The 26619-nt window shown below is 67.9% G+C and carries 25 protein-coding genes; 15 read left to right on the forward strand and 10 right to left on the reverse strand.

Going from position 1 to position 26619, the window contains the following annotated elements; translation table 11 throughout:
- Nucleotides 1-161 precede the first annotated feature (161 nt).
- The 6 genes from AACX88_RS13265 to AACX88_RS13290 all read left to right on the forward strand — a co-directional run bounded on the left by AACX88_RS13265 (nt 162) and on the right by AACX88_RS13290 (nt 5858).
- Nucleotides 162-545: a Rieske (2Fe-2S) protein gene (locus tag AACX88_RS13265; RefSeq protein ID WP_137826220.1), complete on the forward strand. Its 384-nt coding sequence runs from the start codon at nt 162-164 to the stop codon at nt 543-545.
- Nucleotides 529-900 carry a hypothetical protein gene (locus tag AACX88_RS13270; protein WP_137826219.1) on the forward strand — a complete coding sequence of 124 codons (372 nt, stop codon included), beginning with the start codon at nt 529-531 and terminating at the stop codon, nt 898-900. Before AACX88_RS13265 ends, AACX88_RS13270 begins: the two co-directional genes overlap by 17 nt.
- Nucleotides 897-2093: an amidohydrolase family protein gene (locus tag AACX88_RS13275; RefSeq protein WP_137826218.1), complete on the forward strand. Its 1197-nt coding sequence runs from the start codon at nt 897-899 to the stop codon at nt 2091-2093. The genes AACX88_RS13270 and AACX88_RS13275 overlap by 4 nt, the downstream gene beginning before the upstream one ends.
- Nucleotides 2094-2160: 67 nt before the next feature.
- On the forward strand, nt 2161-3279 hold the full coding sequence (locus tag AACX88_RS13280) for a 4-oxalomesaconate tautomerase (protein ID WP_339393418.1): 1119 nt from the start codon (nt 2161-2163) through the stop codon (nt 3277-3279).
- 107 nt (nt 3280-3386) lie between these two features.
- The gene (locus AACX88_RS13285; RefSeq protein WP_339393419.1) at nt 3387-4265 is read left to right on the forward strand and encodes an amidohydrolase family protein; all 879 of its coding nucleotides are present in this window, start codon (nt 3387-3389) and stop codon (nt 4263-4265) included.
- 99 nt (nt 4266-4364) lie between these two features.
- Entirely contained in the window at nt 4365-5858 is a 1494-nt protein-coding gene (locus AACX88_RS13290; protein WP_339393420.1) for an aldehyde dehydrogenase family protein, read from the forward strand.
- Nucleotides 5859-6033: 175 nt separating this feature from the next.
- On the opposite strand, the gene AACX88_RS13295 is transcribed toward AACX88_RS13290, so the two are convergent.
- Genes AACX88_RS13295 through AACX88_RS13305 form a run of 3 tightly spaced genes read right to left on the reverse strand, consistent with a single transcriptional unit; the run spans nt 6034 to nt 8597 of the window.
- The gene (locus tag AACX88_RS13295; protein WP_339393421.1) at nt 6034-6903 is read right to left on the reverse strand and encodes a bifunctional 5,10-methylenetetrahydrofolate dehydrogenase/5,10-methenyltetrahydrofolate cyclohydrolase; all 870 of its coding nucleotides are present in this window, start codon (nt 6901-6903) and stop codon (nt 6034-6036) included.
- Nucleotides 6903-7883 (reverse strand): formyltetrahydrofolate deformylase, encoded by a 981-nt coding sequence (purU, locus tag AACX88_RS13300; RefSeq protein ID WP_339393422.1) that lies wholly within the window; start codon nt 7881-7883, stop codon nt 6903-6905. Before purU ends, AACX88_RS13295 begins: the two co-directional genes overlap by 1 nt.
- A gap of 12 nt (nt 7884-7895) precedes the next feature.
- Nucleotides 7896-8597, reverse strand: a complete 702-nt coding sequence (locus AACX88_RS13305; protein ID WP_339393423.1) for a 4-carboxy-4-hydroxy-2-oxoadipate aldolase/oxaloacetate decarboxylase — start codon at nt 8595-8597, stop codon at nt 7896-7898.
- A gap of 317 nt (nt 8598-8914) precedes the next feature.
- On the opposite strand from AACX88_RS13305, the gene AACX88_RS13310 reads away from it, so the two are divergent.
- Genes AACX88_RS13310 through AACX88_RS13325 form a run of 4 tightly spaced genes read left to right on the forward strand, consistent with a single transcriptional unit; the run spans nt 8915 to nt 12259 of the window.
- Nucleotides 8915-10267, forward strand: a complete 1353-nt coding sequence (locus AACX88_RS13310; protein ID WP_339393424.1) for an aminomethyl transferase family protein — start codon at nt 8915-8917, stop codon at nt 10265-10267.
- Between the two features lie 9 nt (nt 10268-10276).
- Nucleotides 10277-11182 carry a methylenetetrahydrofolate reductase gene (locus AACX88_RS13315; protein WP_339393425.1) on the forward strand — a complete coding sequence of 302 codons (906 nt, stop codon included), beginning with the start codon at nt 10277-10279 and terminating at the stop codon, nt 11180-11182.
- A 49-nt stretch (nt 11183-11231) separates the two neighbouring features.
- Complete coding sequence (locus tag AACX88_RS13320; RefSeq protein WP_339393426.1) at nt 11232-11981, forward strand: alpha/beta fold hydrolase; 750 nt, start codon at nt 11232-11234, stop codon at nt 11979-11981.
- Nucleotides 11981-12259, forward strand: coding sequence for a muconolactone Delta-isomerase (locus tag AACX88_RS13325; protein ID WP_339393427.1), 279 nt, complete (start codon nt 11981-11983; stop codon nt 12257-12259). Before AACX88_RS13320 ends, AACX88_RS13325 begins: the two co-directional genes overlap by 1 nt.
- Before the next feature lie 1067 nt (nt 12260-13326).
- Here the strand turns inward: AACX88_RS13325 and AACX88_RS13330 are convergent.
- The 4 genes from AACX88_RS13330 to ligA all read right to left on the reverse strand — a co-directional run bounded on the left by AACX88_RS13330 (nt 13327) and on the right by ligA (nt 17829).
- Nucleotides 13327-14628 carry an MFS transporter gene (locus AACX88_RS13330; RefSeq protein WP_339393428.1) on the reverse strand — a complete coding sequence of 434 codons (1302 nt, stop codon included), beginning with the start codon at nt 14626-14628 and terminating at the stop codon, nt 13327-13329.
- A 56-nt stretch (nt 14629-14684) separates the two neighbouring features.
- Nucleotides 14685-15986 carry an MFS transporter gene (locus AACX88_RS13335; RefSeq protein WP_339393429.1) on the reverse strand — a complete coding sequence of 434 codons (1302 nt, stop codon included), beginning with the start codon at nt 15984-15986 and terminating at the stop codon, nt 14685-14687.
- A 513-nt stretch (nt 15987-16499) separates the two neighbouring features.
- A complete protein-coding gene (locus tag AACX88_RS13340) occupies nt 16500-17339 on the reverse strand; it encodes a class III extradiol dioxygenase subunit beta (RefSeq protein WP_339393430.1) in 840 nt (279 codons plus the stop codon).
- The gene (gene ligA, locus AACX88_RS13345) at nt 17332-17829 is read right to left on the reverse strand and encodes a protocatechuate 4,5-dioxygenase subunit alpha (protein ID WP_249356907.1); all 498 of its coding nucleotides are present in this window, start codon (nt 17827-17829) and stop codon (nt 17332-17334) included. The genes AACX88_RS13340 and ligA overlap by 8 nt, the downstream gene beginning before the upstream one ends.
- Before the next feature lie 80 nt (nt 17830-17909).
- Here ligA and AACX88_RS13350 point away from each other — a divergent pair, with 80 nt between their 5' ends.
- Nucleotides 17910-18944 carry an amidohydrolase family protein gene (locus AACX88_RS13350; RefSeq protein WP_339393431.1) on the forward strand — a complete coding sequence of 345 codons (1035 nt, stop codon included), beginning with the start codon at nt 17910-17912 and terminating at the stop codon, nt 18942-18944.
- 245 nt (nt 18945-19189) lie between these two features.
- On the opposite strand, the gene AACX88_RS13355 is transcribed toward AACX88_RS13350, so the two are convergent.
- Entirely contained in the window at nt 19190-19831 is a 642-nt protein-coding gene (locus AACX88_RS13355) for a GntR family transcriptional regulator (RefSeq protein WP_339393432.1), read from the reverse strand.
- Between the two features lie 113 nt (nt 19832-19944).
- On the opposite strand from AACX88_RS13355, the gene AACX88_RS13360 reads away from it, so the two are divergent.
- A complete protein-coding gene (locus AACX88_RS13360; RefSeq protein ID WP_339393433.1) occupies nt 19945-20892 on the forward strand; it encodes a Gfo/Idh/MocA family oxidoreductase in 948 nt (315 codons plus the stop codon).
- A 30-nt stretch (nt 20893-20922) separates the two neighbouring features.
- Here AACX88_RS13360 and AACX88_RS13365 read toward each other — a convergent pair whose 3' ends face one another.
- Nucleotides 20923-21771: an SDR family oxidoreductase gene (locus AACX88_RS13365; RefSeq protein ID WP_339393434.1), complete on the reverse strand. Its 849-nt coding sequence runs from the start codon at nt 21769-21771 to the stop codon at nt 20923-20925.
- Between the two features lie 449 nt (nt 21772-22220).
- On the opposite strand from AACX88_RS13365, the gene AACX88_RS13370 reads away from it, so the two are divergent.
- Nucleotides 22221-22703 carry a DUF1990 family protein gene (locus tag AACX88_RS13370; protein WP_339393435.1) on the forward strand — a complete coding sequence of 161 codons (483 nt, stop codon included), beginning with the start codon at nt 22221-22223 and terminating at the stop codon, nt 22701-22703.
- On the forward strand, nt 22700-23542 hold the full coding sequence (locus AACX88_RS13375) for a phosphotransferase family protein (RefSeq protein WP_339393436.1): 843 nt from the start codon (nt 22700-22702) through the stop codon (nt 23540-23542). Before AACX88_RS13370 ends, AACX88_RS13375 begins: the two co-directional genes overlap by 4 nt.
- Nucleotides 23543-23764: 222 nt before the next feature.
- Here the strand turns inward: AACX88_RS13375 and AACX88_RS13380 are convergent, their stop codons facing one another.
- Complete coding sequence (locus AACX88_RS13380) at nt 23765-25627, reverse strand: amidohydrolase (RefSeq protein WP_339393437.1); 1863 nt, start codon at nt 25625-25627, stop codon at nt 23765-23767.
- Nucleotides 25628-25855: 228 nt separating this feature from the next.
- Here AACX88_RS13380 and AACX88_RS13385 point away from each other — a divergent pair, with 228 nt between their 5' ends.
- Nucleotides 25856-26377, forward strand: a complete 522-nt coding sequence (locus tag AACX88_RS13385; RefSeq protein WP_339393438.1) for a hypothetical protein — start codon at nt 25856-25858, stop codon at nt 26375-26377.
- The last annotated feature ends 242 nt before the right edge of the window (nt 26378-26619 follow it).

The following is a 26619-nucleotide window of genomic DNA, read 5'->3' on the forward strand; positions in this document are numbered from 1 at the left end:
CCCGGTCATCGTAACAGCTGCGAATTCCGCCCGACCCCTTGCCATCGGCTCGATAGTTTGCCTACGATCGTTCGTGTACAAACAATATCGCGGCGACGAGCCCTCCGACCCGCGATGCAGGCAACGCAGCCGACCGCCTCGGCGGCCAGAGAAGGATGACCATGCCAGCAAAGCAGATCCGTCGAGTCAGGGTCGCCCACAGCGCCGACCTCAGCAACGGCCGCCGGCTCATCGTCGACATCGGTGAGAGCACGATCGGCCTCTTCCGCTTCAAGGACGAGGTCTACGCCTACGCGAACACCTGCCCGCACCAGGGCGGACCCGTGTGCCAGGGGCTGCTGACACCGCGGGTGAAGGAAGATGTGCAGCCGGACCGGACGGTGACCGGAATGCTCTACGACGTCGACCGCCTCCACATCGTCTGCCCGTGGCACGGCGCCGAATTCGACGTCACCACCGGCCGCCACGCGACGACCGACAAGCTCAGACTCCAGCCCTACACCGTCACCGAAGAGGAAGGGGAGATCTATGTCGACCTCCGCTGAGACCACCACCGCCGCGGCACCCGGGGCCCCGAAGACGACGCGCACGTTCGCCGACATCTCCGCGGACCTGCACGCCTACCTCGGCGAACTGCTTGAGGGACGCGTCGACGCGATCGAGATCGAGGATCTCTTCACCGCTCTCGCCGACCTCACGACCCTGTACACGAAGGCGGCGGCGACGACGCCGACCGGCCAGCTCGACATCCCCGGCGAGAAGTCGACGACGACGGACGTGCTGCGGCTCGTCACCGCGCTCATGCGCTCGCAGGACATCAACCCCTTCGATCTGGCGCTGTGGTTCTCCCGCGAGAACCCGGAGAACGCCGACCACGACGACGAAAGGCTCTCCCTATGAGCGAGACCAAGGTCGAACTCCACCCGACCCAGCAGATCACCGTAGCCACCGACTCCCGGGAGATCCTCGCCAATGCCCGCAAGGATACGGCGAAGTTCGGCCTCGACGACTACTTCATCGTCGACGTCGACTCCCACCACGTCGAACTCGACTCATGGCCGGAGATCATCGAGAACATCGAGGATCCCGTGCTCCGCGACGTCGGCCGCCGCCACCTCGCCGACTGGCCGCAGGGCGAGACCGCGCTCTCGGCGTTCACACCCGGCCTGACCTTCCAGGACGTCGGCGGGCGCATCCCGCATCAGGCCCAGCTCGCCGAATACGTGCCGCCCGGGGACAACCACCGCGACGTCACCCTCATCCAGCGGGCCATGGACTCGATGAGCATCGACGTCCAGGTCGTCTTCCCGCAGCCGATGCTCGAGATCGGGCTCCACCCGAGCCCGGAGATCGGCCTGCAGCTGATGAACGCCTACAACAAGTGGTTCACCTCGACCGTGCTCGGCAAGGACCCGCGGATCAAGACGATGCTCGGACTCCCATTCGAGAATCCCGCGGCCTCGCTCGAGACGATCCGCCGCTACCACGACCACCCCGACGTCATCGGGTTCCTCGTCACCTCGCAGCGGCACGTCGGCGTGCACAACAACGCCTACATCCCCGTCTACGCCGAACTCGAGCGCCTGGGCATGCCCATCGGCTTCCACGCCGGACCCTCGTGGGGCGACACGATGACGAAGACGATGAACCGCTTCCTCTCCGTCCACGCGATGTCCTTCGTCACGTGCAATATGACGCACCTGACGAACTGGATCATCAACGGCATCCCGGAGCGCTTCCCCGACCTCAAGGTCATCTGGATCGAGAGCGGGCTCGCCTGGCTGCCGTTCATGATGCAGCGCCTCGACCACGAGTACGTGCTGCGGACCTCGGATGCGCCGATGCTCACGAAGCTGCCGAGCGAGTACATGCGCGAGATGTACTACACCTCGCAGCCGCTCGAGATCACCGACGACGCCCTGCTCAAGTCGACGTTCGACGCCATCGACGCCGAGAACACGCTCATGTACTCCTCGGACTGGCCGCACTGGGACTTCGACGTGCCGGGACGGATCATGCACATCCCGTTCCTCTCCGACCAGGGCAAGCGCAACATCCTCGGCGAGACCTCCCGCAAGGTCTTCAACCTCTGAGGAGTACCCGGCAGGAGGCACGGAGAACTCACACCGAATAGTTGACAATAATGTCTACAATGATGCTATGACTGCGGACACGACGACGTTCCACTCAGCCGCTCCCCTCGGGGTGCCCTGCATGATCATGCGCGGGGGCACCTCGAAGGGCCTGTACTTCCTCGCCTCCGACCTGCCCTCGGATCCGGGCGCGCGCAATGCGCTGCTGCTCGAGATCATGGGCAGCCCGGACGCCAGGCAGATCGACGGCCTCGGCGGGGCGACGACGCTGACGAGCAAGGTCGCCGTCGTCTCCCCCGCCGGCGCGGGGCACGACGTCGACTACCTCTTCCTCCAGCTCGGCGTCGATCAGGCGACGGTGAGTGAGAAGCAGAACTGCGGGAACATCCTCGCCGGGGTCGGCCCGTTCGCCGTGGAGCGGGGCCTCGTGGCCGCCTCGGGTGAGCAGGCCCGGGTGCGCATCCGCATGGTCAACACCGATTCGTTCGCCACCGCGGTCTTCCCGCTGATCGGCGGCGTCCCCGACTATCGGGGGCAGACGATGATCTCAGGCGTGCCGTTCCCCGGTGCCCGGGTCGACCTCGACTTCGAGGACATCGCCGGGTCGAGCACGGGGGCGCTGCTGCCCACGGGCCGTCCCGTCGACGTCATCGACGGCATCGAGGTCACGCTCATCGACAACGGGATGCCCGTCGTCGTCCTTGCAGCCGCCGACCTCGGGGTGAGCGGCCGGGAGGCACCCGGGACACTCGAGGACGACACCGTGCTGCGGGAGCGCGTCGAACGCCTCCGCCTCGAAGCGGGACGCCTGATGAACCTCGGCGACGTCTCGCACACGACGGTGCCGAAGATGGTCCTCGTCAGTCCGCCGACCGCCGGCGGCACGGTCTCCACCCGGTCGTTCATCCCCCACCGCGTCCATGCCGCCATCGGGGTCCTCGCGGCGGTCTCCGTCGCCACGGCGACCCTCATCCCCGGCACCCCCGCGGCAGCCCTCGCACAGACTCCCACCACCCCCGCCGAGGCGGCCCCGGGCAGCCCCGCCCCCATCGTCATCGAGCACCCGACCGGCACGTTCTCCGCCATCGTCGACGCCGACTGGGGTGCCGGCGGTCTCGAGATCCGTCGCGCCGGGATCGTCCGCACCGCCCGCAAGCTCATGGACGGGACGGCCTTCGGCCGCTGAGTCCGCCCCCGCCCTGCCAGCCCACCCGCCGACCGACCTGCCACCGACCGAACCGCCCGACTGCCACCGACCCACACCCATCGCCTGAGAGCCGCAGAGGAGCCGCCATGACCGATGCCCCCACGATTCCCGCCCCCGTGCGCAACCCGCACGCACCCACGGCGTTCACTCCTCCGCCGCTCTCGGTCGACGCCCATTGCCACATCTTCGGTCCCGCCGCGACGTTCCCGTTCGCGCCGAACCGCTCCTACACCCCACCGGATTCCGGGTACGAGGACTTCCTCGACCTCCAGTCCACGCTCGGGCTCGAGCGGGCCGTGTTCGTCCAGGCCAGCTGCCACGGCACCGACAACTCCGCGATGCTCGACGCCATCGAGCGCGGCGACGGCCGGTTCGCCGGGGTCGCGATGATCGATGACGCCACGACCGACGTCGAACTCGACCGGATGCACGAGGCCGGAGTGCGCGGCATCCGTTTCAACTTCGTCGCCCACCTCGGCGGGAAACCGGACCTCGAGAAGTTCTGGCGGCTAGTGCGCCGCGTCGCCCCGAAGGGCTGGCACATCGTCCTCCACTTCGACGCGAAGGACATCCCCGACTACACGGACCTCCTGGCGAACATGCCCACCCCCTACATCATCGATCACATGGGGCGTGTGCGCACCGGAGACGGCCTGGACCAGAAGCCCTTCGCGACCCTGCTCGATCTCCTCGACGACGACCGCGCATGGGTGAAGATCTCCGGCGCCGAACGCCTCAGCGCCACCGGCGAGCCGCCCTACTCGGATGTCGTCCCCTTCGCCCGGGAGCTCATCGCGAAGGCCGAAGACCGGATCCTCTGGGGCACCGACTGGCCGCACCCGAACGTGCGCCACATGCCCGACGACGGCGACCTCCTCGACTTCCTCGCCCAGATGGCTCCCGACCCGGCCACCCGCGAGAAGATCCTCGTGACCAACCCGCAGACCCTCTACCCGTTCCACTGACCCTGACCCCACCGCACCCGACCGAACCGCACCACCGCTCAACCACTGCAACCCGCACAGCCACCGCACCACCGCAACCATCACAGAGAGGTGAGAACCATGACCGCCACCACCGAGACCACCACCGTCGAGACCGATCTCTACATCAACGGCGAGCATCGCTCGACGCCGGAGACGCTCGACGTCCCCGATCCGGCGAAGCCGGGTCGCATCGTCGGCCGAGCCGCCGCGGCGAGCAAGGACGACGTCGCCGATGCGGTCGCCGCCGCCAAGGCCGCCGCCGTCACCTGGGGCGCGCTCACCGCCGCCGAACGGGCCGAGCACATGCGCACCGCGATCGCCGGCCTCGCCGACGACCGCGACGAGGACGCCCGGATCCTCTCGCAGGAGAACGGCAAGATCGTCCAGGAGGCGTGGGTCGACCCGCTCGTCCTCGAGATCCGCTGGAACCTCGCCCTCGACCTCGTCGACGAGGTGGAGCGCTCGACGGTGCTCGACTCCGCACCGGGGATCCCCACCCGCACCGAGGTCGCGCACAAGCCGATGGGGGTCGTGACGATCATCGTCCCCTTCAACTGGCCGATCGCCATCCTCGGCGCCTCCCTGCCGCACGCGCTGCTCGCCGGCAACACTGTCATCTTCAAGTCCCCGCCGTCGACCCCGCTGGCCACCACCCTGGTCACCCAGCGGATCGCGGAGAAGCTGCCTCCGGGCGTGCTCAACGTCATCACCGGCAAGGACGAGAACATGTCCGCCCTCATCCACAACGAGGACATCGCGAAGGTGAGCTTCACCGGCAGCGTCGGGGGCGGCAAGAAGATGATGGAGATGGCCTCCGGCAGCCTCACCGCGGTGGTGCTCGAGCTCGGCGGCAACGACGCCGCGCTCATCCTCGAGGACGCGATCCTCGACGACGCCCACCTCGACCGGCTGTTCTCGGCGATCTACGACACCGCCGGTCAGATCTGCATGAACGCCAAGCGCATCTTCGTCCACCGGTCCCGCATCGGCGAGCTCACCGATGGGCTCGCTGCCCGGCTGGAGAAGGTCCGGCTCGGCTACGGGCTCGACCCGGAGACAACGATGGGACCGCTGAACTCGCCGAAGCAGAAGGAGTTCGTCGACGAACTCATCGCCGAGGCGAAGGCCTCGGGAGCCGAGGTCCGCGAGTACGCGGAGCTGCCCGACGGGGAGATGAGCGGCGGCAACTTCGTCCGCCCGGCCCTCGTCATCGACCCCGACACATCGCTGCGCGTGGTCACCGAGGAGCAGTTCGGTCCCGTCATCCCGCTCATCCCCTTCGACGACGAGGCTGAGGCGATCGCCGCAGCCAACGACACGTGGGCGGGTCTGAGCGGATCCGTGTGGACGGCCGACCCCGAGGCGGCCCAGCGGGTCGGCGGTCAGCTCCAGTGCGGCTACGTGTGGGTCAACGACCACGGTGCGCCCCGCCTCGACCTGCGCGCCCCGTTCGGCGGAGTGAAGAACTCCGGCATCGGACGCGAGCAGGGCATCGAAGGCGTCCGCGCCTTCCAGGAGTCCCATTCGATCTCCGTGCTCGATCCCGAAGTGCTCGCTGCGATGCAGCACTGAGGTTCGCCGAGGCGGGGCACCCCAGCCCCGCCCGCGGGTCGTTGCCCCGGGCACGGCCCCCGCGCAGCACGAATGGAGGGCCGATCCTCATCGAGGATCGGCCCTCCCTTTCTCGTGTCAGCCCGAAGTGCCGGGCACATGCGTCAGCACACCGCGCCGCCGCGTGCCCGCCCGCTCAGGCGTCGCTGAGCGGCAACCCGGCCTGCAGGCGCGCGGCGTCGAGGGTGTTGCGCAGCAGGGTCTCGATCGTCATCGGACCGACCCCGCCGGGAACCGGGGTGATGGCGCCGGCGATGGGGGCCACCTCGGCGAAGGCGACGTCACCGCGCAGACCCTCAGAGGTGCGGTGGATGCCGACGTCGATGACGGTCGCCCCGGGCGCGACGAAGGCGTCGTCGACGGCCTCCTGCCGGCCCATCGCGACGACGAGGACCTCGGCTTCCCGCGCGACGGCGGGCAGGTCAGCGGTGTGCGAATGGGCGATCGTCACCGTCGCATTGCGGTTGACGAGCAGCTGCGCCATGGGCCGGCCGACGAGCTCGGACCGGCCGATGACCACGGCACGTGCACCGTCGAGGTCGATGCCGGTCTCGTCGAGGAGGGTGATGATGCCGCGCGGGGTGCACGGCCGCAGTCCCGGCTCGCCGCGGGCGAGCAGTCCCGTGCTCTGCGTCGTCAGACCGTCGACGTCCTTGACTGAGGGGATGAGGTCGATGAGCGCCGAGGCGTCCTGCCCACCCGGCAGGGGCAGCTGGAGGAGGATCCCGGAGACCTCGTCATCGGCGGCGAGTTCGGTGAGCACCCCGGCGATGTCCTCGATGCTCGCCTCCGCCGGCAGCTCCCGGTGGCGGTCCCCGATGCCCACCGAGGTCGCGGCCTTGCGTTTGCTGCCGATGTAGACCTGGCTGGCCGGGTCGTCGCCGACGAGGACGGTGGCGAGCGCAGGACGTCGGCCCGCCTCGGCGGCGAACTCCTCGACGAGCCGCGCCGTCTCCGCCCGGTACCGCTTGGCGATCGCCTTGCCGTCGATGATGCGTGCCGCCATCAGAAGACCACCGTGGTGTGGCCGTCGCGGACGACCTTGTCCTGGCACCACCAGGCCACGGCCCGCGAGAGGACGGTGCGTTCGACGTTGGCGCCGCGCAGAGCGAGGTCGGCGGCGGTCTCCTCGTGGCCGACGCGCACGACGTCCTGTTCGATGATCGGGCCCTCGTCGAGGTCGCCGGTGACGAAGTGCGCGGTCGCGCCGATGAGCTTGACCCCGCGCTCCTTGGCCTTGCGGTAGGGGGCGGCGCCGATGAAGGCGGGAAGGAACGAATGGTGGATGTTGATGACGGGCACGCCGACCTGCTCGAGGAAGTCCTCGGAGATGATCTGCATGTAGCGGGCGAGGACGACGAGGTCGACGTTGCCGCGGAGCAGGTCGAGTTCGCGGGCCTCACCCTCGGCGCGGGTGTCCTTGTTCAGCGGAATGTGGAAGAAGGGGATGCCGAAGTTCCGGACGTCGGCGGCGAGCACATTGTGATTGGAGATGACCATGGGCACCGTCATCTCGATCTCCCCGCGACGCTGCCGCCACAGGAGGTCGAGGACGCAGTGGTCCGAGGTCGAGGCGAGGATCGCGACCCGCTTGCGCTTGTTCGCCTCCGTCAGCGACCACCGCATGTGCAGTTCGTCATCGAGCAGCCCGCCGAGGTCGTCCATGAGCTTCGGCTTGACCGTGGGCAGATCCGGCAGCCGAAAGACGGTGCGCTGGGTGAAGCTGCCCCCGTCGGGGTTCGAGGAGTACTGGTCGAGGTCGATGATGTTCGCGCCGTGGTCGAGCAGCAGGGTCGAGATCTTCGAGACGATCCCCGGACGGTCCTCGCCTTGGACGACGAGGCGACCCACCTCGGCGGAGAAGGGATCCTGATCGGTCGGGGAGGTCTTAGGGGTGCCCGCCGAGGTGGGGGCGGGGGTGGGTGCGGGCGCCGGACTGCCGGCGGGGTGGGCATCTGCGGTGGCGGCGGTCTTCGTAGAGGTCATGTCGACTCCCTTTCAGTGGTCGGTGGTGTGGTCTGCCCAGGTGACGTACCGGACGCCCTGGTCCTCAAGGACCGGGCGCAGTCCGTAGCGGTCGAGGCCAAGCTCTCCGCGCTGGAAGGCCTCGCGGGCGGCCTCCTCCTTCGCGATGCGGGCCGCGGAGGCCTCGAGCACCGCGTCGACCTCGTCCCGGCGCACCCGCACGACGCCGTCGTCGTCGGCGACGATCGCATCGCCCGGGGCGATCGCGGCCCCGCCGATGACGACGGGCACGTTGATCGCTCCGGCGGTGGCCTTGACGGTGCCCTGCGCGCTCACCGCGGCCGACCAGGCCGGGAAGTCCATGTCGCGCAGCTCCTGAGTGTCGCGGACCCCGGTCGTCGTGACGAGTCCGCGCACCCCGCGATGCTGGAGCGAGGTCGCGAAGAGCTCGCCGAAGAGCCCGTCGTGGTTGGGCGAGTTCGTCGTGACGACGAGGATGTCGCCCGCCTGACACTGTTCGACGGCGGCGTGGATCATGAGGTTGTCCCCGGGCCAGCACACGACGGTCACGGCCGTGCCGGCGATCCGCGCTCCCTGCTGAATGGGCCGGATCTCCGGCTCGACGAGTCCGCTGCGTCCCTGCGCCTCGTGGACGGTGGCCACCCCGAAGGCGGCGAGGCGGTCGAGCCGCTCGGGCTCGAGGCGGGGAACGTCGGTGACGATGATCTTCTCCATGGGGAGCACCTTTGCACTTGGGCTTGCGGATGGACGGGCACGGGCGGCCTGGACGTGGGCCGGCACGTGTGACTGCCGGACCGGCGCGGACGGCTGCGCGTCGACGACCGAGGCGGGCACGCCGGGTCGCTGACACTATCCAGGCAAACACCGGCCTCCAGGTTTGTCAACAATATTGTTGACAAACCTGTGGACCGCGGACGAGACTGGGGGGAGCAGCGCATGTGCTCCGCGTCTCCTCGGCTCCGGTCGCGGCAGGACCGGTGGGCAGGCCGCTGCGAACACCGTCGTTCCCCATCTCCTGGAGGTATCTGCCCATGAGCGCCAACAGTCTCAAAGACGAACTCAGTGCTGGTTCCGGTGTCGTCGAGACGCTGAAGAACTCCCCGTACCGCCCCATGGTCTTTCCCGTGGCCGCCGAGTTCACGAACTGGCGGTCCGAGCAGCATGCCTGGCGCGATTCGGTGGCTCTGCTCGATCAGTCGCACCACATGACCGATCTCTTCATCAGCGGACCCGACGCGGCCGCGATGCTCGAGCGCCTCGCGGTCAACACATTCAAGAACTTCGGCGTCGACAAGGCCAAGCAGATGGTCTCGGTCAACGCCGAGGGCAAGCTCATCGGCGATGCGATCCTCTTCCACCTCGGCGAGGACGAATACGATCTCGTCGGCCACCCCATGCTCATCGACTGGGTCCACTTCAATGCCGAGACCGGCGACTGGGATGTGACGATCGACCGCGATCCGACCTCCGCGGACCGTCAGGGCCCGCCGAAGCTCTACCGCTACGAGATCCAGGGACCCAACGCCGTCAAGGTCATGGAGAAGGTCACCGGTCAGCCGGTTCCCGATGTGAAGTTCTTCAACATGGCGACGTTCACGATCGCCGGCCACGAGGTCAAGGCGCTCAAGCACGGCATGGCCGGTCAGCCCGGCTTCGAGATGTTCGGTCCGTGGGCCGAGGGCGAGGACGTCCTCGCGGCCCTCCTCGAGGCGGGGAAGGAGTTCGATCTCAAGCGCGCAGGCGCGAAGGCGTACTCGACGGCGAACATCGAGTCCGGTTGGGTGCCGACTCCACTGCCGGCGATCTTCACCAGCGAGGACACTGCCGCCTACCGCGAGTGGGTGCCCTTCGGCCGCATCGGCTCGCTCGGCGGCAGCTTCGACGCCGAGTCCATCGAGGACTACTACCTCACGCCCTACGACCTCGGCTACGAGCGCAACGTGAAGTTCGACCACGACTTCATCGGCCGTGAGGCCCTGGAGAAGATCGCCGAGGGACCGCACCGGGTCAAGGTCACCCTCGTGTGGAACCCCGAGGACGTCGCCGGCGCCTTCGGCACCCTGATGGGCGAGGAGCTGCCGGCGAAGTTCATCGAACTCCCGAAGTCCCGCTACGCCCACCACCAGTACGACAAGGTCACCGTCGACGGCGCCACCGTCGGCGTGTCCCTCGACTGCGGCTACGTCGCCAACCCCCAGGCCTACATCTCCCTGGCCGTCGTCGACGCCGAATACGCGCAGCCGGGCACCGAGGTCACCGTCGTGTGGGGCGAGAACCCCAACACCGACAAGCCGGCGATCGAGCCCCACCGTCAGATCAGCATCCGCGCCACCGTGGCTCCGGTGCCCTTCGACGTGCACGCTCGCGAGACCTACCGCGCATAAGGAGCCGCCATGCAGTCCAATTCCCCAGACGCCTCCGCCTCGGCGGTCGGCGCTGCAGACACCCCCGCCTCGGCGAGCGCCGAGGCGACGGGGACGGCGACGGGGGCCGCTGACCATGCGTGGCCGGAGTTCGGCTACGAGGTGATGCCGTTCAAGGGCATCTTCGAATCGGTCACGGCCTCGGTGCCCACCGATGTCCCGCTCACGGTCACGGCCTCGCCGAACAAGACGATCGAGGACACGGTCAAGCTCGCGGTCCGGTTCCACGCCGACGGCTACCGGGTGGCCCCGCACCTGTCGGCGCGGATGATCCGGAACCGGGACCACCTCGGCGAGCTTCTCGCCGACCTGCAGGCCGGCGGGATCCGGGAGCTCTTCGTCATCGGCGGCGACGCCGAACCGCCGGCCGGGGACTACGTCGATGCGCTGGGTCTGCTGCGCGACATCGCGTCGTTCGACCTGGCCTGGGATCGGATCGGCATCGGCGGGTACCCCGAGGGGCATCCGAAGATCGACGATGCGAAGCTGCTGCAGGCACTCGTGGCCAAGCAGCCGTTCGCGACCCACATCGTCACCCAGATCTGCTTCTCCGCCGAGGCAACCGCCACCTGGCTGCGTCAGCTGCGCGCCGCCGGCGTCACCCTTCCCGTGCGGATCGGGGTGCCCGGGGCGATCGAGCGGACGAAGCTCATCCGGATCTCGAGCAGCGTCGGCGTCGGGGAGTCGATGAACTTCCTGCGCAAGCAGCAGTCGATGTTCTGGCGCTTCTTCGTCCCCGGCGGGTACAACCCGACGAAGCTCGTCAAGGCGTACCGGAAGCACTTCTCGGCACCCGATGTCGAGGGCTTCCACATCTTCACGTTCAACTCGGTGAAGTCGACCGAGGAGTGGCGCCGGAAGATGAACAGCCATTGATCGGCGGCGGATCTCCTGACCCGATTCCCGGCCTGAAAGTGAGGCTCCCATGAGCTCGGACGACCATCCGCCGACCTACGTCCTCGTCCACGGCGCCTGGCACGGCGCGTGGTGCTGGCGCGGCGTCGAGGAGCTGCTCGTCGCCAGCGGGGCGAGGGTGTTCACGCCGACGCTCAGCGGCCTCGGCGACAAGGCGCACCTGCCGCTTTCCGAGATCGGGCTGTTCACCCACATCGCCGATGTCGTCGCGCACCTGCGCACCGAGGACCTGAGAAACGTCACGCTCGTCGGCCACAGCTATTCGGGCCTCGTCGCCACGGCCGCGGCCGTGCTCGAGGAGGAGCGGGTGAGCAAACTCGTCATCGTCGACGGCTTCCTGCCGCGGGCGGGCGAGCGCTGGTCGGACCTCCTGCCGGACCGCGCGGCCGCCCACTACTGGGAGGCGCTCGAGCAGTCCGGGGGTGTGAGCATCGCCCCACGACCGGTCGCCAACCTCGGCGTCACCGATCCGGAGCTGCTCGAATCGATCCCGCCGAGGCTGACCGCCCAGCCGGGGAAGACGTTCACCGAGGCGACCCGGTGGGGTCTCGACCAGCTCAATGTGCCCGGCCGCTATCTGCTCGCCGACGGCTGGAACACGGTGTTCGGGCCGGCGAAGCAGCGGGCCATCGACGCCGGGTGGAGCCACCGGGACCTCGACGGCGACCATGAGCTCATGCTCACCGATCCGAAGCTCCTCGCCGAGGCGCTCATCGAGATCCATTCGCCGAAGTCGGTCAAGGTCAGGAAGGTGCACTGATGGAGTTCCTCGTCTGGCAGGAGAAGCTGCCGGCCACCCCGTCGAACGCGTACAGCGTCCGCGAAGAGCGGGCGTATGCCGATTCGCTGCGGGAGCAGGGCGTGCTCGAACGCATCTGGCGCAAGCCCGGCAGCTCGACGGCGGTCGTCCTCTACCGGGTCGACGACGCCGACCACCTGCACCGAGTGCTCAGCTCGCTGCCGTCGTTCCCGTGGATCACGACGACCGTCCACCCCCTGGCCACGCACCCGCAGGAGGCGAAGCCGAACGAGGGGTGAGGGGCGCTCGGCGCCCTGGGGTGCTGGGGCTCGGTGACCCGGGGCCTCGATGCGCAGGGCGCGGGGGCGCGCGACCTGGGCCCCCATGTAATCTCGCGCAGTGCGGCCGTCGAGCGAAAGCTCGGCGGCCGCACTGCGTTCTCGCGCGTCGGGTCGAGCCGCCACGCGCCGGCGATCGCCCAGGCCCCTCCTCCGCGCGAGCCCTCTCTTCGCCTCGCGAACACTCCCCCGTACGCCGCCACCCCGACGCAGCGCGAGCCGGATCTCAGTTGAGCTCACTTCAGTCTCGAGGGCTCAGTTCCCGAACTGAGCTCTCGAAACCGAAGTGGGCCGCAACCTTCCAGGTCACCGCTCACCATAGACCGCTCCCCGTGAGCCGGCCTGCGCTGAAACGCACCAGCTTGGATCGCCGCGCGTCGGCCCCAGACTCCCTCGCTGCCCCCGACGCGCCCCTTCCATCGGCCACGGCGGATGGACACCACCGGGGAACCGAGGTGCGACACCAGCCGGATCTCAGTTGAGCTCACTTCAGTTTCGAGGGCTCAGTTCCCGAACTGAGCTCTCGAAACCGAAGTGGGCCGTATCTGAATGCGCCGAAGGACGCGAGCGCGCGGAGAGCGGAGGCGGGCGCTCAACCGTCCGGAAGTCTGCGGTGAGAGCTCATGCGTACCTCCGAAGTCGCCGCTCAAATCCGCCGGATGCGACCGCGACACTGCCGCCGCTCCGGACACCGACAAGGGGTGTGCGCTCACGTTGAACCCACACCCCTCGCGCCTGAGACTGCCGCACGCACAACGGCTGCCAGCCCGTCAGCGGCTGGCCATCAGCGGCGATCGCCTCCGCCCCCGGCGCTGCACGACCAGGATCTCAGTTGAGCACACTTCGATCAGGAGTGCTCAGTTCGGGAACTGAGCCCTCCGGATCGAAGTGGGCTGTATCCAGATGCACCGAAGGACGGTGCGCGGAGAAGCGGATGCGCAAGCGCCCAGGACCGCTGCTCCGGACACCCGTCGGCGCTCACCCCTCACTCGCGTGCAGCCGGCCCTTCACTAGCGAGCAGCCGACGCTTACTCGTGCGCGTGGGTTCCCACCTTCATGAAGACCGCGCCGATGAGACACACGACCGTGGAGATGACCATGTAGGTCGCAAGCGGCCAGACATTGCTCGACGCTCCGACCAACGCCGCCGCGATGAGCGGAGAGAAGCCGGCGATGACCGAAGCGATCTGGTAGGAGATCGACGCACCGCTGTAGCGGACCTGCGGCGGGAAGATCCCGGCGAGTACCGCCCCCTGCGGCGACGACATCAGCGGGTGGATGATGAAGGACACGGCGTAGGCCAGCATGATCAGCCCGAAGCTGCCGCTCGTGATCAGGGCGAACATCGGGAAGATCCACACCGCGGTCAGAGCCATGCCGAGCATGTACGAGCGCTTGTGCCCGACCTTGTCCGCGAACACCGCGACCAAGGGCATCGCAGCGAACTGCACCACCGATCCGAAGATGATGACGATGAGCATCTGCGCTTGGGGCATCCCCATCGCCTGGGTCATGAACGTGAGCATGAACACCGTGAGCACATGGCCGACGATGGGCGGCACGATCGAGATGAGACCGCCGAAGAGCATGGGCACCGTGTACTTGCGGAAGAGCATGCCCAGCGGGTTCTTCAGGACTTCGGCCGACTTCTCGAGGCGCTTGAACGACGGTGTCTCCCCCACCCTGAGGCGAATGTAGAAACCGACGATGACGAGCACCCCGCTGGCCAGGAACGGGATCCGCCACGCCCAGGCGGCGAATGCCTCAGGAGCGACGGCAGCCGAGACCCAGAACACGACGAGGTTGGCGAGGATGATCCCGGCGGGGATGCCCATGCCGGGGATCGCACCGTAGAGCGCACGACGCGACCGCGGCGAGTACTCGACCGCCATGAGCACGGCGCCGCCCCACTCACCGCCCACGCCGATGCCCTGGATGAGGCGCAGCGCGACCAGGATGATCGGGGCGGCCACACCGATCGTCTGATAGTTCGGCAGCAGACCCATCGCCACCGTCGACCCGCCCATGAGCATCATCGAGAGCATGAGCATCGACTTCCGGCCCATCCTGTCCCCGAGCGAACCCATCACGACACCACCCAGCGGGCGGGCGACGAATCCGATCGTGAAAGCGCCGAACGCGGCGAGCGTCGAACTCAGCGGGTCGGTCGACGGGAAGAACTGCGGAGCGAAGACCAGGGCAGTGGCAGAACCATAGAGGAAGAAGTCGTACCACTCGATGGCCGTCCCGATGAAGCTCGCCCAGAGCACGCGCAGACGTTCCCGAGGCGTGACCTCGACCGGTTGATCCGTGGCAGCGGATGCGGACATTCCAAGGCTCCTTTGGTCATGGAAGGTTCAGGGAATCGTCGCTGTGGACTCATCCCTCACTCATGGGCGTGGGTGCCCACCCGCATGAACGCCGCACAGAGGAGGCAGAGGGCCGAGAGCACCGTCATGTAGATCGCTAGCAGCCAGATGTTGCCGCTGCCGCCCACGAGCGCCGCGGCGATGAGCGGGGTGAAGCCGGAGACCACTGCGGCGATCTGGTAGGAGATCGACGCGCCGCTGTAGCGGACCTGCGGCGGGAAGATCCCGGCGAGCACCGCCCCCTGCGGTGAGGACATGAGCGGGTGGATGATGAAGGAGACCGCGTAGGCGAGGATCATCAGCCAGAGGTTGCCCGTGGTCAGGAGCATGAACATCGGGAAGATCCACACCACGGCGAGCACGATGCCGAGCAGATACGAGCGTTTGTGGCCGAACCTGTCAGCGAACACCGCGACCCCGGGCATGACGACGAGCTGGACCACCGAGCCGAGGATGACGACGAGCAGCATCTGCCCCTGCGGCAGTCCGAGCACCTGTGTGCCGTACGTGAGCATGTAGACGGTGAGCACGTAGCCGAGCAGCGGCGGCACGATCGAGATGAAGCCGCCGAGCAGCATCGGTCCGGTGTACTTGCGCAGCAGGAGCCCGAGCGGGTTCTTGAGCACCTCGGCGGAGGCTTCGAGGCGCTTGAACGACGGCGTCTCCCCCACCTTGACGCGGATGTAGAGGCCGACGAGGACCAGCACGCCGCTGGCGAGGAACGGGATCCGCCACGCCCACGCCGCGAATGCCTCGGGGGCCACGGCAGCGGTGACCCAGAGGAAGACGAGGTTGGCCGTGATGATGCCGGCAGGCACACCCATTCCCGGGATCGCGCCGTAGAGGGCGCGACGCTCCCGCGGAGAGTACTCGACGGCCATGAGCACGGCACCGCCCCACTCGCCGCCGACGCCGATGCCCTGGATGAACCGCAGGCTCACGAGGATGATCGGCGCGGCGATGCCGATGGTCGCATAGTTCGGCAGCAGGCCCATCGCCACGGTCGAGCCGCCCATGAGGATCATGGAGAGCATGAGCATGGACTTCCGGCCCATCTTGTCGCCGAGGAAGCCCATGACGACACCGCCGAGGGGTCGAGCGACGAAGCCGATCGCGAAGGCGCCGAACGCCGCCAGCGTCGAACTCAGAGGGTTCTCGGACGGGAAGAACTGTGGAGCGAAGATCAGTGCGGTGGCAGAGCCGTAGAGGAAGAAGTCGTACCACTCGATGGCTGTGCCGATGAAGCTCGCCCACAGCACGCGCAGTCGTTCGCGCTTCGTGATGCGTGGTGGCTCGTCGGTCCTGGTCGATGAGGACATTGCTGGGATCCTTGCGGTAGATCGACAGTTGAACGGTGCCGCAGGGGTGGGCAGGAGGTGATCCGAGCCCGTGCGCGATGCGACGACACTGTCAGCACCGGTGCACGGATGTGAGGCACATCGCATGCACGAACTCAGTCTACGCATTGTCAACGTAATTGTGAACAATTATGTTTACGAACATTTCGTGTTCTGAGATTCACGGCTCTCACCAGCCGTTTCCCTCGCCGAGGCGGTCCCATCTATCGACCCTCGCCGAGGTGGGGCTCCCGAATCCTCGCTCGCAGCCGCCCCCGGCTGCCGCACCTCGGCGAGCCCCGACTGCCGTACCTCAGCGGGTTCCATGCCAGCCCACCGCCAGCCGACGCGCCTCGGCGGGCCCAACCCGAACGGACCCGCACCTCGGCGAGGGCGGACATGGCAGCGGCGACACCCATTCGGGTGCCGCCGCTGCAGTCAGGAGGCGCTCTCAGGCCGTGTCGGCTACCGCCTCATGCGGCGCCGTCGCCGGCTTCAGGCGTTGTCGAGGACGATGAGGCCGTTGCTCGTGTTCGAGGTGGGCACGTAGATGCTGCGGTAGACCTCCTCGACGGAGTCATTCATCGCCCCGCGCATGATCAGCCACATGACGAGCTCGACGCCCTCGGTGCCGGCCTCGCGGAGGTATTCGACGTGCGGAACCTGCGCCTGCTCGGCGGGGTTGTTCACGAGGTTGTCCATGAACTGCGAATCCCACTCGGAGTTGACCAGGCCGGCGCGCTCACCCTGGAGCTGGTGGGACATGCCGCCGGTGCCGAAGACGACGACGCGTTCGGCGCCCGGGTAGCTGTCGATCGCGCGACGCAGGGCCTTGCCGAGCATGTAGCAGCGGTGGCCGGTCGGCGGCGGGAACTGGACGACGTTGACCGCCAGCGGGATGACCTTGGTCGGCCAGTTCTCGGGCTGGCCGAACATCACGGAGAGCGGAACGGTGAGACCATGGTCGACGTCCATCTCGTTGGCGATCGTCATGTCGAACTCGTCGAGGATGAGCGATTCCGCCAGATGCCAGGCGAGGTCGGGATCGCCCTCGACCGTGGGCACCTTGCGCGGGCCGAAGCCTTCGTCAGCAGGCTGGAACTCCGGAGCCACGCCGAGGGTGAAGGTGGGGATGAGCTGCATTGAGAACGCCGAGGCGTGGTCGTTGTAGACGACGATGCACACGTCGGGCTTCTTCTCCTCGATCCATTCCCGAGCCGGGGGCAGGGTGTCGAAATAGGGCTTCCACACCTCATTGCCCGACTTGCCGTTATCGAGTGCCGCGCCGACCGCGGGAACGTGGGAGCAGCCCACTCCGCCGACAATTTCAGCCATTGTTCTTGTTCTCCCATTCGCTCTTGAATCGGTTGCCCTCGATCGGGCGGCCGCCGTTGCGCATCATCTCGGCGAACTCCGCCTCGGTGATGCTGGACATGTCTCCGCCCATCCCCTGCATGCTCAGTCCGTCGAAGATGGCGAGCTTGAAGGTGTAGTAGACGTTGCCCCCGACCTCGAGGAGGTGCAGCCACTGGCGCTCTTCGACGGCCGTGCGCTGCTCGGGCGTGAGCTTGAACCTGTCGAGGTACGCGGAGGGATCGCTGCGAAACGCCTCCCGATTCGGCTCCTCGTTGAGAGACATCAGGAACTTATTGAGCTGGTAGCCCTCTTTCGCGCGGCGAGCGTCGAAGACATAGGTTCCGGGGATGTCGTCATAGTCGCGGTCTTGATCTTCAGTCACCACTGTCACAACTCCTTTGTTCACGTCGGCAGGCGAAGGGATGACGCAGGGTTTCATCGAGAACGTCACCCCCTCGCCGTCATCCATTCTGCTACTTGTTTACAAAATTGTCTACACTTTGTGCTACTTTCTCAGTAGCACAGATCACACACCCGCACGCTGAAGGGATGGTCCCCTTGATCATCGACTGCCACGGCCACTACACGACCTTTCCGCCGGCGGTGGGCGCCTGGCGTGAGGCGCAGAAGTCCGCATTCATCCAAGGGCTGGAGTTCGACGCGGCCTCGCCGATCGACATCAGCGACGACGAGCTGCGGGAGTCGATCGAGGGCGCTCAGCTTGCTCTGCAGCGCGAGCGGGGAATCGATCTGACGATCTTCTCCCCGCGGGCCAGCTGGATGGAGCACCATGTCGGCGACCAGGCGGTCTCGCTGGCCTGGACCCGGCAGCAGAACGATCTCATCCGCCGCATCTGCGATCTCTTCCCGACCAGCTTCGCGCCCGTGGCCCAGCTGCCGCAGTCGCCGGGGGCCGATCTCACCGCCACCGTCGCCGAACTGCGGCGCTGCGTCGAGGAGCTCGGCTTCATCGGGTGCAACGTCAACCCGGATCCGTCGGGCGGACACTTCGACGGGCCCCCGCTATGGGATCCGTACTGGTCGCCGCTGTGGGAGACGATGCAGGAACTCGACGTCCCTGGGATGATCCACGTCTCGGGCGCGGACAACGACTACTTCCACACCACCGGCTCGTACTACCTCAGCGCTGACACGACGGCGTTCATGCAGGCGCTGAGCTCGGGCTTCATGCGCGACTACCCGGGGCTGCGGCTGATCATCCCCCACGGCGGCGGGGCGGTGCCCTACCACTGGGGCCGGTTCGCGGGCATGGCGCAGGACAAGGGCTGGGACCTCGAGGGACTCATGCAGCAGGTGTACTTCGACACGTGCGTCTACCACCAGCCGGGGATCGACCTGCTCGTCGACGTCATCGCACCGGAGAACATCCTCTTCGGGACCGAGATGATCGGCGCGGTGCGCGGCAAGGACGCACGCACCGACCGCTATTGGGACGACACCGGGTACTACATCGAACACACGGACCTGCCGCAGGCGGAGAAGGACCTCATCTACTCGGGCAATGCGCTGCGCGTGTTCCCGCGTCTGGCCGCCCTGCTCGAGGATCGCTCACGCGCGAGCTGATGATAGCCTTCGGCAGCGGACGCACGACGGGTGGGACACGAGTGTCCACCCGCCTCGGTGCGGCGTACCAGTGTCAGGGCGGCCGCGGTGCGGCGAACCAGTGTCGGGGCGGCCGCGCCGCAGAGAACCGGTATCGGACCTGCCGCGCCGAAGCGCACGGCGGTCACTCACGGTGCGGCGACGTCGGCCGTGATAGCACTCGCCCTCACTCAGGCACCCGCCGTCGCCCGGGACCTGCGTGCGGCTCAGTACGCGTTGATCTCGCGCCAGTTGCGCAGCACGGAGATGACCGAGTCGAGGTGTGCGCGCATTGCGCGATCGGCGGCCTCGGGGTCGGAGGCCGCGACGGCCTCGATGATGGCCAGGTGCTGGCCCAGCGATTCTGCGGGGCGCCCGGGCACGAGGCTGATCTTGTACTGATGGTGGACGGCGCGGTTGCGCAGCAGGCGAATGAGTTCGCGGGCGACATCGTGCCGGGAGGTCTCACCGAGCTTGCGGTGCAGCGAGGTGTTGAGCTCGGAGTAGCGCATGACGTCGCCCTCGGCCACGGCGGCCTGCATCTTCTCGCCGATGTCGACGAGTTCGGCTTTGTCCGCATCGGTTGCGTTCTTCGCGGCTTCGCTGGCGATGAGGCATTCGAGCACGGCCCTGGCCTCGGTGATCTGCACGGCCTCTTCGGGGCTGACGCGGCGCACCGTCGCTCCGCGGTTCGTCTCCCGTTCGACGAGGCCTTCGGCGCTGAGGGCGAGGAACGCTGCTCGTGCGGAGGCGCGGCTGATCTCGTACCGGTCGCAGACGACCGCTTCCACCAGGCGCGCGCCCGGTGGGAAGTACCCGTTGAGGATGTCCTGACGCAGGGCGTCCGTGACAGTATTGGCTTGACTCACAATGGTGACAATAACATAGACAATTTTGTCGCCAAAGCACCGGCTCCCTCGCACCAATCGACCGCAGTGAGGCGAGACTATCGCCGATCCACACCGAAGGGAAGAGATCTGACATGAAAGTCGCCTTGGCAGGAGAAGGAGCAATCGGCCGGAAGCACCTCGACGCGATCGCCCAGATCGACGACGTCGAGGTGGGACTCCTCGTCGGCAAGGAGCCTGATGCCGTGGCCCGCGTCGCGGCCGAGTACGGGATCACGGATACGGCGAGCCACCTCGGCGAGGCTCTGAGCAGGACCGATATCGATGCGGTCATCCTCGCGACCCCGACGCCGCTCCACGCGGAGCAGGCGGTCGAGGTGCTGCGGGCGGGCAAGCACGTGCTCGTGGAGATCCCGGTGTCCGAGAGTCTGGCCGATGCCAGGGCCGTCGCCGAGGCAGCGGAGGAGTCGGGTGCGGTGGCGATGGTCGCGCACACGCGGAGGTTCAATCCCGGTCATCGGTGGCTGCATCGGCAGTTCGAAAGCGGCGAGCTCGTGCTCCAGCATCTCGTCGCCGAGACCTTCTTCTTCCGGCGGGAGAACATCAACGCCAACGGTGAGCCGCGGACCTGGAACGATCATCTGCTCTGGCATCACGCGTGCCACAGCGTCGACCTCTTCGCCCACCAGACGGGGGCGCCGGTCGCTGCGGTCCAGGGATTCGCAGGACCGGTGAGCGAGACGATGGGGATCTACACGGATCTCAGCGTCTCGGCGGCCAGTGAATCGGGTGCCCTGCTCAGCCTCGCGGTGTCGTTCAACAACGACGGGCCGCTGGGCACGACGTTCCGCTACATCTGCGACAAAGGCACGTTCATCGCCCGGTACGACGACCTCGTCGACGGCTACGGCAACCCAGTTGACACGGGTGAGGATGCCGCGATGGACGGAATCCGACGCCAGGACGAGGAGTTCGTCGAGGCGATCCGGCAGGGCCGTGAGCCGGAGAGTTCGGCGGCGCAGGCGGTGGCGACGATGGAGCTCCTCGACCGCATCGAGAAGTCCCTGCCGGCGGTTCGGTAGGGCAGACCCGGCGCAGGCGGCGCAGGCGGCTCAGGCGCTTCCGCCCGCGGTGAGGAGACCGCCGTCGGCGGTGAGCACTTGGGCGGTGATCCAGTCGGCGTCGGCTGAGGCGAGGTAGGCGACTGCTGCGCCGATGTCCTCGGGAGTGCCGAGCCGGCCGAGCGGGTAGGTCGCCGCGACCTCGGCCTCGCGGCCGTCGTAGAGGGCACGGGCGAACTGCGTCTTCACCACGGCTGGGGCGATCGCGTTGACGCGGATGTCGGGGCCGAGCTCGACGGCCAGGGTGCGGGTGAGATGGGAGACCGCGGCCTTGGAGACGCCGTAGAAGCCGATGCCGGGACTCGGCATCTCACCGGCGACGGAGGAGATGGACACGATCCGGCCTCTCCTCTCGCGGAAGCCCAGCCCCTCATGATGGACGGCGCCCTGCACCCAGGCCAACGTGCCGAGGACGTTGACGTCGAGGATCTTCCGCGCGGCATCGAGGTCGACGTCGATCGTCGGACCGTAGATCGGATTGATGCCGACATTGGTGACGAGCACGTCGAGGCGGCCGAATCGGGCCGCGACGGCGTCGAAGACCTCGGCCCGGTGGGCCGGGTCGTCGGACTTGCCGGCGATGCCGATCGCGGTGCCTTCGGGGAAGGAGGCGACCGCCTCGGCGAGGGATTCCGGAGTGCGAGCGGTGAGGACGACGGTCGCACCTTCGGACTGCAGCCGCTGGGCGACGCCGAGCCCGATGCCGCGGCTGGCTCCGGTGACGAGGGCGACCTGACCATCGAAGCGCCGAGGCGGCACCGCGGCACCCGACGCGATGGGGGCGGAATCGGGTCCGACTGTGGGCGCAGGGGTGGGTTCACTGGGTGGCGCGTCGGTCATGGGAGCTCCTATCGCGGTGATGGACGTGTGTATCCGCTGCGACCCGAACAGCAGCGGTCGTACGTGCTCTACTGATCGATCACTCAGTTCTGCGGGTAGCCTAAGACTCCTGGTGAGGTGCGCACAAGACCCTGGTGCGGATTGCCCCTTCTGTTCACTCGGACGTCGCGCGGGGTGTTTGAGGCGATGGTGGCCGGACTGCGCGAGGCCTTGCCGGCAGTGCGGCCTGGGCGGGGCCTCGCCGGCAGTGCGGCCCGGGCGAGGCCTGGCCCGCCGTGTGGCCCGGACGGGGCCTCGCCCGCCGAGTGGCCTGGGCGGTTTGCACCAGCTCGTCCTCGGCGTCCACCTCTTGAGGGACTCGACCAGGCGATGTGGCATTGTGGACCGCGAACACTGCCTGCCTCATACGGACGGCCTCAATGCCGCAAGGCTCTGATGAAAGGGCGACCATGAACGCGCTTGAGCACATCCGCGACGTCGGCTCGGCCGAGCTCTTCCCACTGGCCAGGGACGCGATCCTCACGTGGCAGCTGCAGGCCGGCGCCGGGGTGATTGCGAGGCCGCAGCGCCGGGTGGAGCCGGGCATGGTCGTCGACCTGTGGCTCAATCCCGGTTGGCCGGGCCGGGTCCGGCGACTGCGCGGAGAGGACCTCGTCGTGCCCGTCGGGTCATGCGTCGTCGAGGACGTCATCGACACCGACCGGCAGGCCGGCTTCGTCTACCGCACCCTGCCCGGCCACCTCGAGACCGGGGTGCAGACGTTCCTCGTCTCCGTCGACGACGACCGGCTCATCGCCTCGATCACGTCGCGCTCGGTGCCCGGGCATCCGCTGCTCAAGGCCGCAGCTCCGCTGTCGGTCGCAACGCAGAGGATGATGGCCGCCCGATATGCCGCAGGACTCGAGCGCCTGCTCGCGGACGCGGGCCGGTGACGTCGCCACTGACCGGCTCGGGCTGGTCGCCCACCGAGGCGGTCGCCTCGGCATCGGTGCTGCTCGGTCGGCACCTCGAACTTGTGGGAGTGCTGCCCGGGGGCCAGCATGCGATGACCGTGCGCGTCACGGACGGACGCACGGACTTCGTCGTCCGCGGCTTCCCCACCGGGCATGATGCCGCCCACCGCGAGGCTGAGGTCCTGCCTCGACTGACCGCACTCGGTGATTTCGTTCCGCGCCTCGTCGCAGTCGACCCGCACGTGGAGTACCCGCTCGTCATCACCACGGTCGTCGCCGGCGGTGCACCGGACTCCGCGCTTCCGATCGACGTCATCGCCCGGGAAATGGCCGCGGCTCTGGTTCGGATCCATAAACTGAGCGGTGCAGGGCTGCCTGCGGCACCGTCGAACCCGCCGACGGGATCATCGCAGATCGCGAGGCGAGCTCAATTCGAGTGGGCGACCCTCGATCTCAGCGATCCCGTGCTCGTCCACTCCGACTTCTGGTCGGGCAATGCACTGTGGAAGAACGACAAGCTCACCGGAGTCGTCGATTGGGCCGGGGCCCGGCAGGGTCCCCGCGGCATCGACCTCGCGTGGTGCCGCCAGGATCTCGTACTGCTGGGATCCACTTCGGCGCCCGACCTCTTCCTCGCCGAGTACGAACGGGGGCTCGGTCGGCCGATCGACGACATCCGTGCCTGGGATGTGCAGGCCGCAGCCAACGCTCACGAGCGAGTCGAGACGTGGCTGCCCAACTACCACGGCATCGGCAGAACCGACCTCACTGAGGGCGACCTCCGGTCGCGCCTCGACGAATGGAACGCAAAACTCTGAGCAGGCACGTCCCCGCGGGGACGTCTGTCGACACCACCGCTCGGTTTAAGTCCACATGGTATGGACTTATCCCTACCATGTGGATTTCTACCGCGCGGTCCGTTGGCGCGCGTCCCCGCGGGGACGTTTCCCAGCTGAACTGACAGCGCCCGTGCACCGCCTCGGCGCGTTGCTCGATCGACACCTGATCGCTCGACACGGGCTCGGCATCCCGGCGCCCGCTCACTCCGCGGCGTACTGGACTTCGCCGCCGACGACGGTGAGGAAGACACGGGCGTCACGGATCGCCTCGGCGTGGGCGAAGAGCGCCTCCTCCGAGTCATAGCCGAGCAGACCATCGGGCCCGGCGACCGCCTCGGCGGCGACAAGCCCATCGGCCGCGCACGGGTCGGTGTCGACGACGATGAAGTCGGCGTCCATCCCAGCCGCAAGACTCCCGCGCCGGTCGCCGAGACCCGCAGCGACAGCAGGCGCCCACGAGTGCAACCGGAACGCCTCGACGGCGGAGAGCCGACGCTGCGGCTGGAACGTCGACCCGACATCCCCCGAGATGTCGGCCCTCGTCATCGCCGCATAGATCGCTGCGAACGGGTTCGCGTGCTCGACGGGACCGTCCGAGCCGAAGATCACCTGCGCGCCCGCGCCGAGGAGGTCCGGCCACGCGTACGCGGCCAGCTGGGCGGACTCGTCGATGAGGTGGAGCAGGTGGAGGTCGGAGATGCAGTGGCGCGGCTGCATCGAGGCGATGACGTCGAGCTCGGCGAAACGGGCGACGTCCTCAGGCTGGATGAACTGCGCATGCTCGACCCGGTGGCGCAGCCGTCTGCCGAGGCGCTCGGAGACCTCGAGTGTGATCGGCCGCAGCCGCTCGAACACGTTGAGCACATGATGGTTGGCCTGATCGCCGATCGCATGGATCGCCACGGAGATGCCCGCCTCGGTCGCGATCCGCGCCTGCTCGAAGAGCTCGTCCTCACTCATCTGCGCGATCCCGTAGTTGAGGTGCGCCTCGGGCGGCACGTCGAGAGCGACGGCACCGACTTCGGCACCCGCCGTCTCCTCGACGGCTTCGGGTGCCTCGGCACCATGCACGCCGACCCCAGCCGGCTCCGGCTCCGGGTACGGCGAGGACATGTGGCTCGTATGGGATCCGAGCGCACCATCGGCGAAGAGCTTGACCCCGCCGTGCTGCAGCCAGTCATCGCCTCCGCCGGTCACCCATCCGGTCTCGATCGCCCACGGAACCTCCGGCTGGCGGAGGAACTTCGTCACCCGCAGCCGCTGCCGCCCGGCCTCACGCAGATCGTTCCACCCCAGCGTCGAGGCGATCCCGTCGAAGTCATGGATGCCGGTGAGCCCGAGCGAGAGGAAGAGCTCTTGCGTCCGCTCGAGGCGTTCAGCCTGATCCTCGCGGCTCGGCTCCGGAATGTAGCGAACAAGCAGATCCGCGGCATCCTCCCTGATCAGACCGGTTGCCACGCCTGCGGTGTCGCGGACGATCTCACCGCCGGACGGGTCCGGGGTGTCGGCGTCGATGCCCGCGATCTCGAGCGCATGCCCGTTCGCCCACACCGTGTGCAGGTCGATCGACCACATCGCGACCGGGTGGTCTGGCACCTCGCGGTCGAGCAGCTCCCGGTCGGGGTAGCGCGGGTCCTCCCAGCGGTTGAGGTCCCACCCGGCCCCGACGACCCACGAGCCCACCGGCAGGGTCTGCGCGCGCCCGCGGATGGCGGCGACCGCCTCGGCGAGGGACCGCGTCCCGGAGAGATCGAGGTTCGTCAGGGAATCCGCGTACGCGACCGAATGCATATGCGCATCGACGATGCCGGGGAGGATGACGCGGCCCGCGCAGTCGATCTCCTCGACGGAGGCACCGGGGATCACCGAGGTGGCCCCCACCCCTCCCGCCGAGGCGAGCGCCGCCGTCGACGACGTCTGCGCGGCGGCGATGTCGAGGAGTTCGTCCCGGGCGCCCACCGCCACGATCGTCTCGCCGTCGACGAGGATCGCATCGGGCGGGGTCGTCGGGGCCGCATCGGCGGGGGCGAGCGTGCGCACGACGGCATTGGAGAACAGACGCATGCGCTCAGTCTAGGGCCGAAAACGCCGGTGTCGACGACGCGGTCCGAGGGCGATTCGGGCGGGTGAGGGGTGGCGGTTCGGGCGGGGCATTCGGGGCGGTTCGGGTGGGGCATCAGCGGTGGTTCGGGTGGGGCGATGGAGGTGGCTCGGGTGGGGAGACACGGACGGCTCGGACAGTGCCTCGGACTCGCCTCCAGACCCGATTTCTACGCGGAGTAGAATTCGAGTATGGTCCATGTTCTCGGTTCTCAGGACTCAAAGCTCGCCGCTGGTGCGCGACTCGTACTGCCGGCACTGTGGCTCGGTCTCATCGTCGGCATCTCCCTCATCGAGGCGCCGCTGAAGTTCCAAGCGCCGGGAATCACGATTCCGCTCGGGCTCGGCATCGGTCGGCTCGTCTTCACGGCGATGAACTGGGTGGAGATCGTCATCGCCGTCATCCTGCTCTGGGCGATCCTCAAAGACGGCGTCGGCACCCCGTTCCGGGCGGTGACCAGCGGCGTCATCGGTGTCCTCATCCTCAAGGTCGCGTTCGTCCGCCCCCTGCTCAACCAGCGCACCGACGCCGTCCTCGCCGGTGTCGACGATGGCGGCTCGATGATGCACCTACTCTACATCGCCGCCGACGGTCTGCTCATCGTCGGCCTGATCGCCCTCATCGTCATCGGCGTCCGGAAATGGGTCATGCCCTCAGGTGCCGAGCGCGGTAGCGTCCCCAGCGTCGCCACCCACGATTCGCGCGAACCCTAAGACGTCGCGTCCGACAACCGCTCGGTGAACATCGGGAACGAAGGCGCAGGGCGCGCCGGTGCCGCGAACCGGAAGTCCCGCCGCTGCGCACTTGCCCGTCGCGTGCGGACATCTTGCCAGTGGCAAGGCGGACAGCTGTGGTGCCGCGAACCGGAAATCCCGACGCTGCGCACTTGACCGTTGCGTGCGGACATCTTGCCAGTGGTCGCGCCGGTGGGAACCGCGCCCCTCAGCGCCGCGCC

This window comes from Brevibacterium metallidurans, assembly GCF_037101285.1.
Lineage (GTDB): Bacteria > Actinomycetota > Actinomycetes > Actinomycetales > Brevibacteriaceae > Brevibacterium > Brevibacterium metallidurans.

Excerpts from the sequence above, each read along its gene's own strand:
- AACX88_RS13265 (WP_137826220.1), top strand. The coding sequence starts at position 162 with ATGCCAGCAAAGCAGATCCGTCGAGTCAGGGTCGCCCACAGCGCCGAC.
- AACX88_RS13270 (WP_137826219.1), top strand. The coding sequence starts at position 529 with ATGTCGACCTCCGCTGAGACCACCACCGCCGCGGCACCCGGGGCCCCG.
- AACX88_RS13275 (WP_137826218.1), top strand. The coding sequence starts at position 897 with ATGAGCGAGACCAAGGTCGAACTCCACCCGACCCAGCAGATCACCGTA.
- AACX88_RS13280 (WP_339393418.1), top strand. The coding sequence starts at position 2,161 with ATGACTGCGGACACGACGACGTTCCACTCAGCCGCTCCCCTCGGGGTG.
- AACX88_RS13285 (WP_339393419.1), top strand. The coding sequence starts at position 3,387 with ATGACCGATGCCCCCACGATTCCCGCCCCCGTGCGCAACCCGCACGCA.
- AACX88_RS13290 (WP_339393420.1), top strand. The coding sequence starts at position 4,365 with ATGACCGCCACCACCGAGACCACCACCGTCGAGACCGATCTCTACATC.
- AACX88_RS13295 (WP_339393421.1), bottom strand. The coding sequence starts at position 6,903 with ATGGCGGCACGCATCATCGACGGCAAGGCGATCGCCAAGCGGTACCGG.
- purU (WP_339393422.1), bottom strand. The coding sequence starts at position 7,883 with ATGACCTCTACGAAGACCGCCGCCACCGCAGATGCCCACCCCGCCGGC.
- AACX88_RS13305 (WP_339393423.1), bottom strand. The coding sequence starts at position 8,597 with ATGGAGAAGATCATCGTCACCGACGTTCCCCGCCTCGAGCCCGAGCGG.
- AACX88_RS13310 (WP_339393424.1), top strand. The coding sequence starts at position 8,915 with ATGAGCGCCAACAGTCTCAAAGACGAACTCAGTGCTGGTTCCGGTGTC.
- AACX88_RS13315 (WP_339393425.1), top strand. The coding sequence starts at position 10,277 with ATGCAGTCCAATTCCCCAGACGCCTCCGCCTCGGCGGTCGGCGCTGCA.
- AACX88_RS13320 (WP_339393426.1), top strand. The coding sequence starts at position 11,232 with ATGAGCTCGGACGACCATCCGCCGACCTACGTCCTCGTCCACGGCGCC.
- AACX88_RS13325 (WP_339393427.1), top strand. The coding sequence starts at position 11,981 with ATGGAGTTCCTCGTCTGGCAGGAGAAGCTGCCGGCCACCCCGTCGAAC.
- AACX88_RS13330 (WP_339393428.1), bottom strand. The coding sequence starts at position 14,628 with ATGTCCGCATCCGCTGCCACGGATCAACCGGTCGAGGTCACGCCTCGG.
- AACX88_RS13335 (WP_339393429.1), bottom strand. The coding sequence starts at position 15,986 with ATGTCCTCATCGACCAGGACCGACGAGCCACCACGCATCACGAAGCGC.
- AACX88_RS13340 (WP_339393430.1), bottom strand. The coding sequence starts at position 17,339 with ATGGCTGAAATTGTCGGCGGAGTGGGCTGCTCCCACGTTCCCGCGGTC.
- ligA (WP_249356907.1), bottom strand. The coding sequence starts at position 17,829 with ATGGATGACGGCGAGGGGGTGACGTTCTCGATGAAACCCTGCGTCATC.
- AACX88_RS13350 (WP_339393431.1), top strand. The coding sequence starts at position 17,910 with ATGGTCCCCTTGATCATCGACTGCCACGGCCACTACACGACCTTTCCG.
- AACX88_RS13360 (WP_339393433.1), top strand. The coding sequence starts at position 19,945 with ATGAAAGTCGCCTTGGCAGGAGAAGGAGCAATCGGCCGGAAGCACCTC.
- AACX88_RS13365 (WP_339393434.1), bottom strand. The coding sequence starts at position 21,771 with ATGACCGACGCGCCACCCAGTGAACCCACCCCTGCGCCCACAGTCGGA.
- AACX88_RS13370 (WP_339393435.1), top strand. The coding sequence starts at position 22,221 with ATGAACGCGCTTGAGCACATCCGCGACGTCGGCTCGGCCGAGCTCTTC.
- AACX88_RS13380 (WP_339393437.1), bottom strand. The coding sequence starts at position 25,627 with ATGCGTCTGTTCTCCAATGCCGTCGTGCGCACGCTCGCCCCCGCCGAT.
- AACX88_RS13385 (WP_339393438.1), top strand. The coding sequence starts at position 25,856 with ATGGTCCATGTTCTCGGTTCTCAGGACTCAAAGCTCGCCGCTGGTGCG.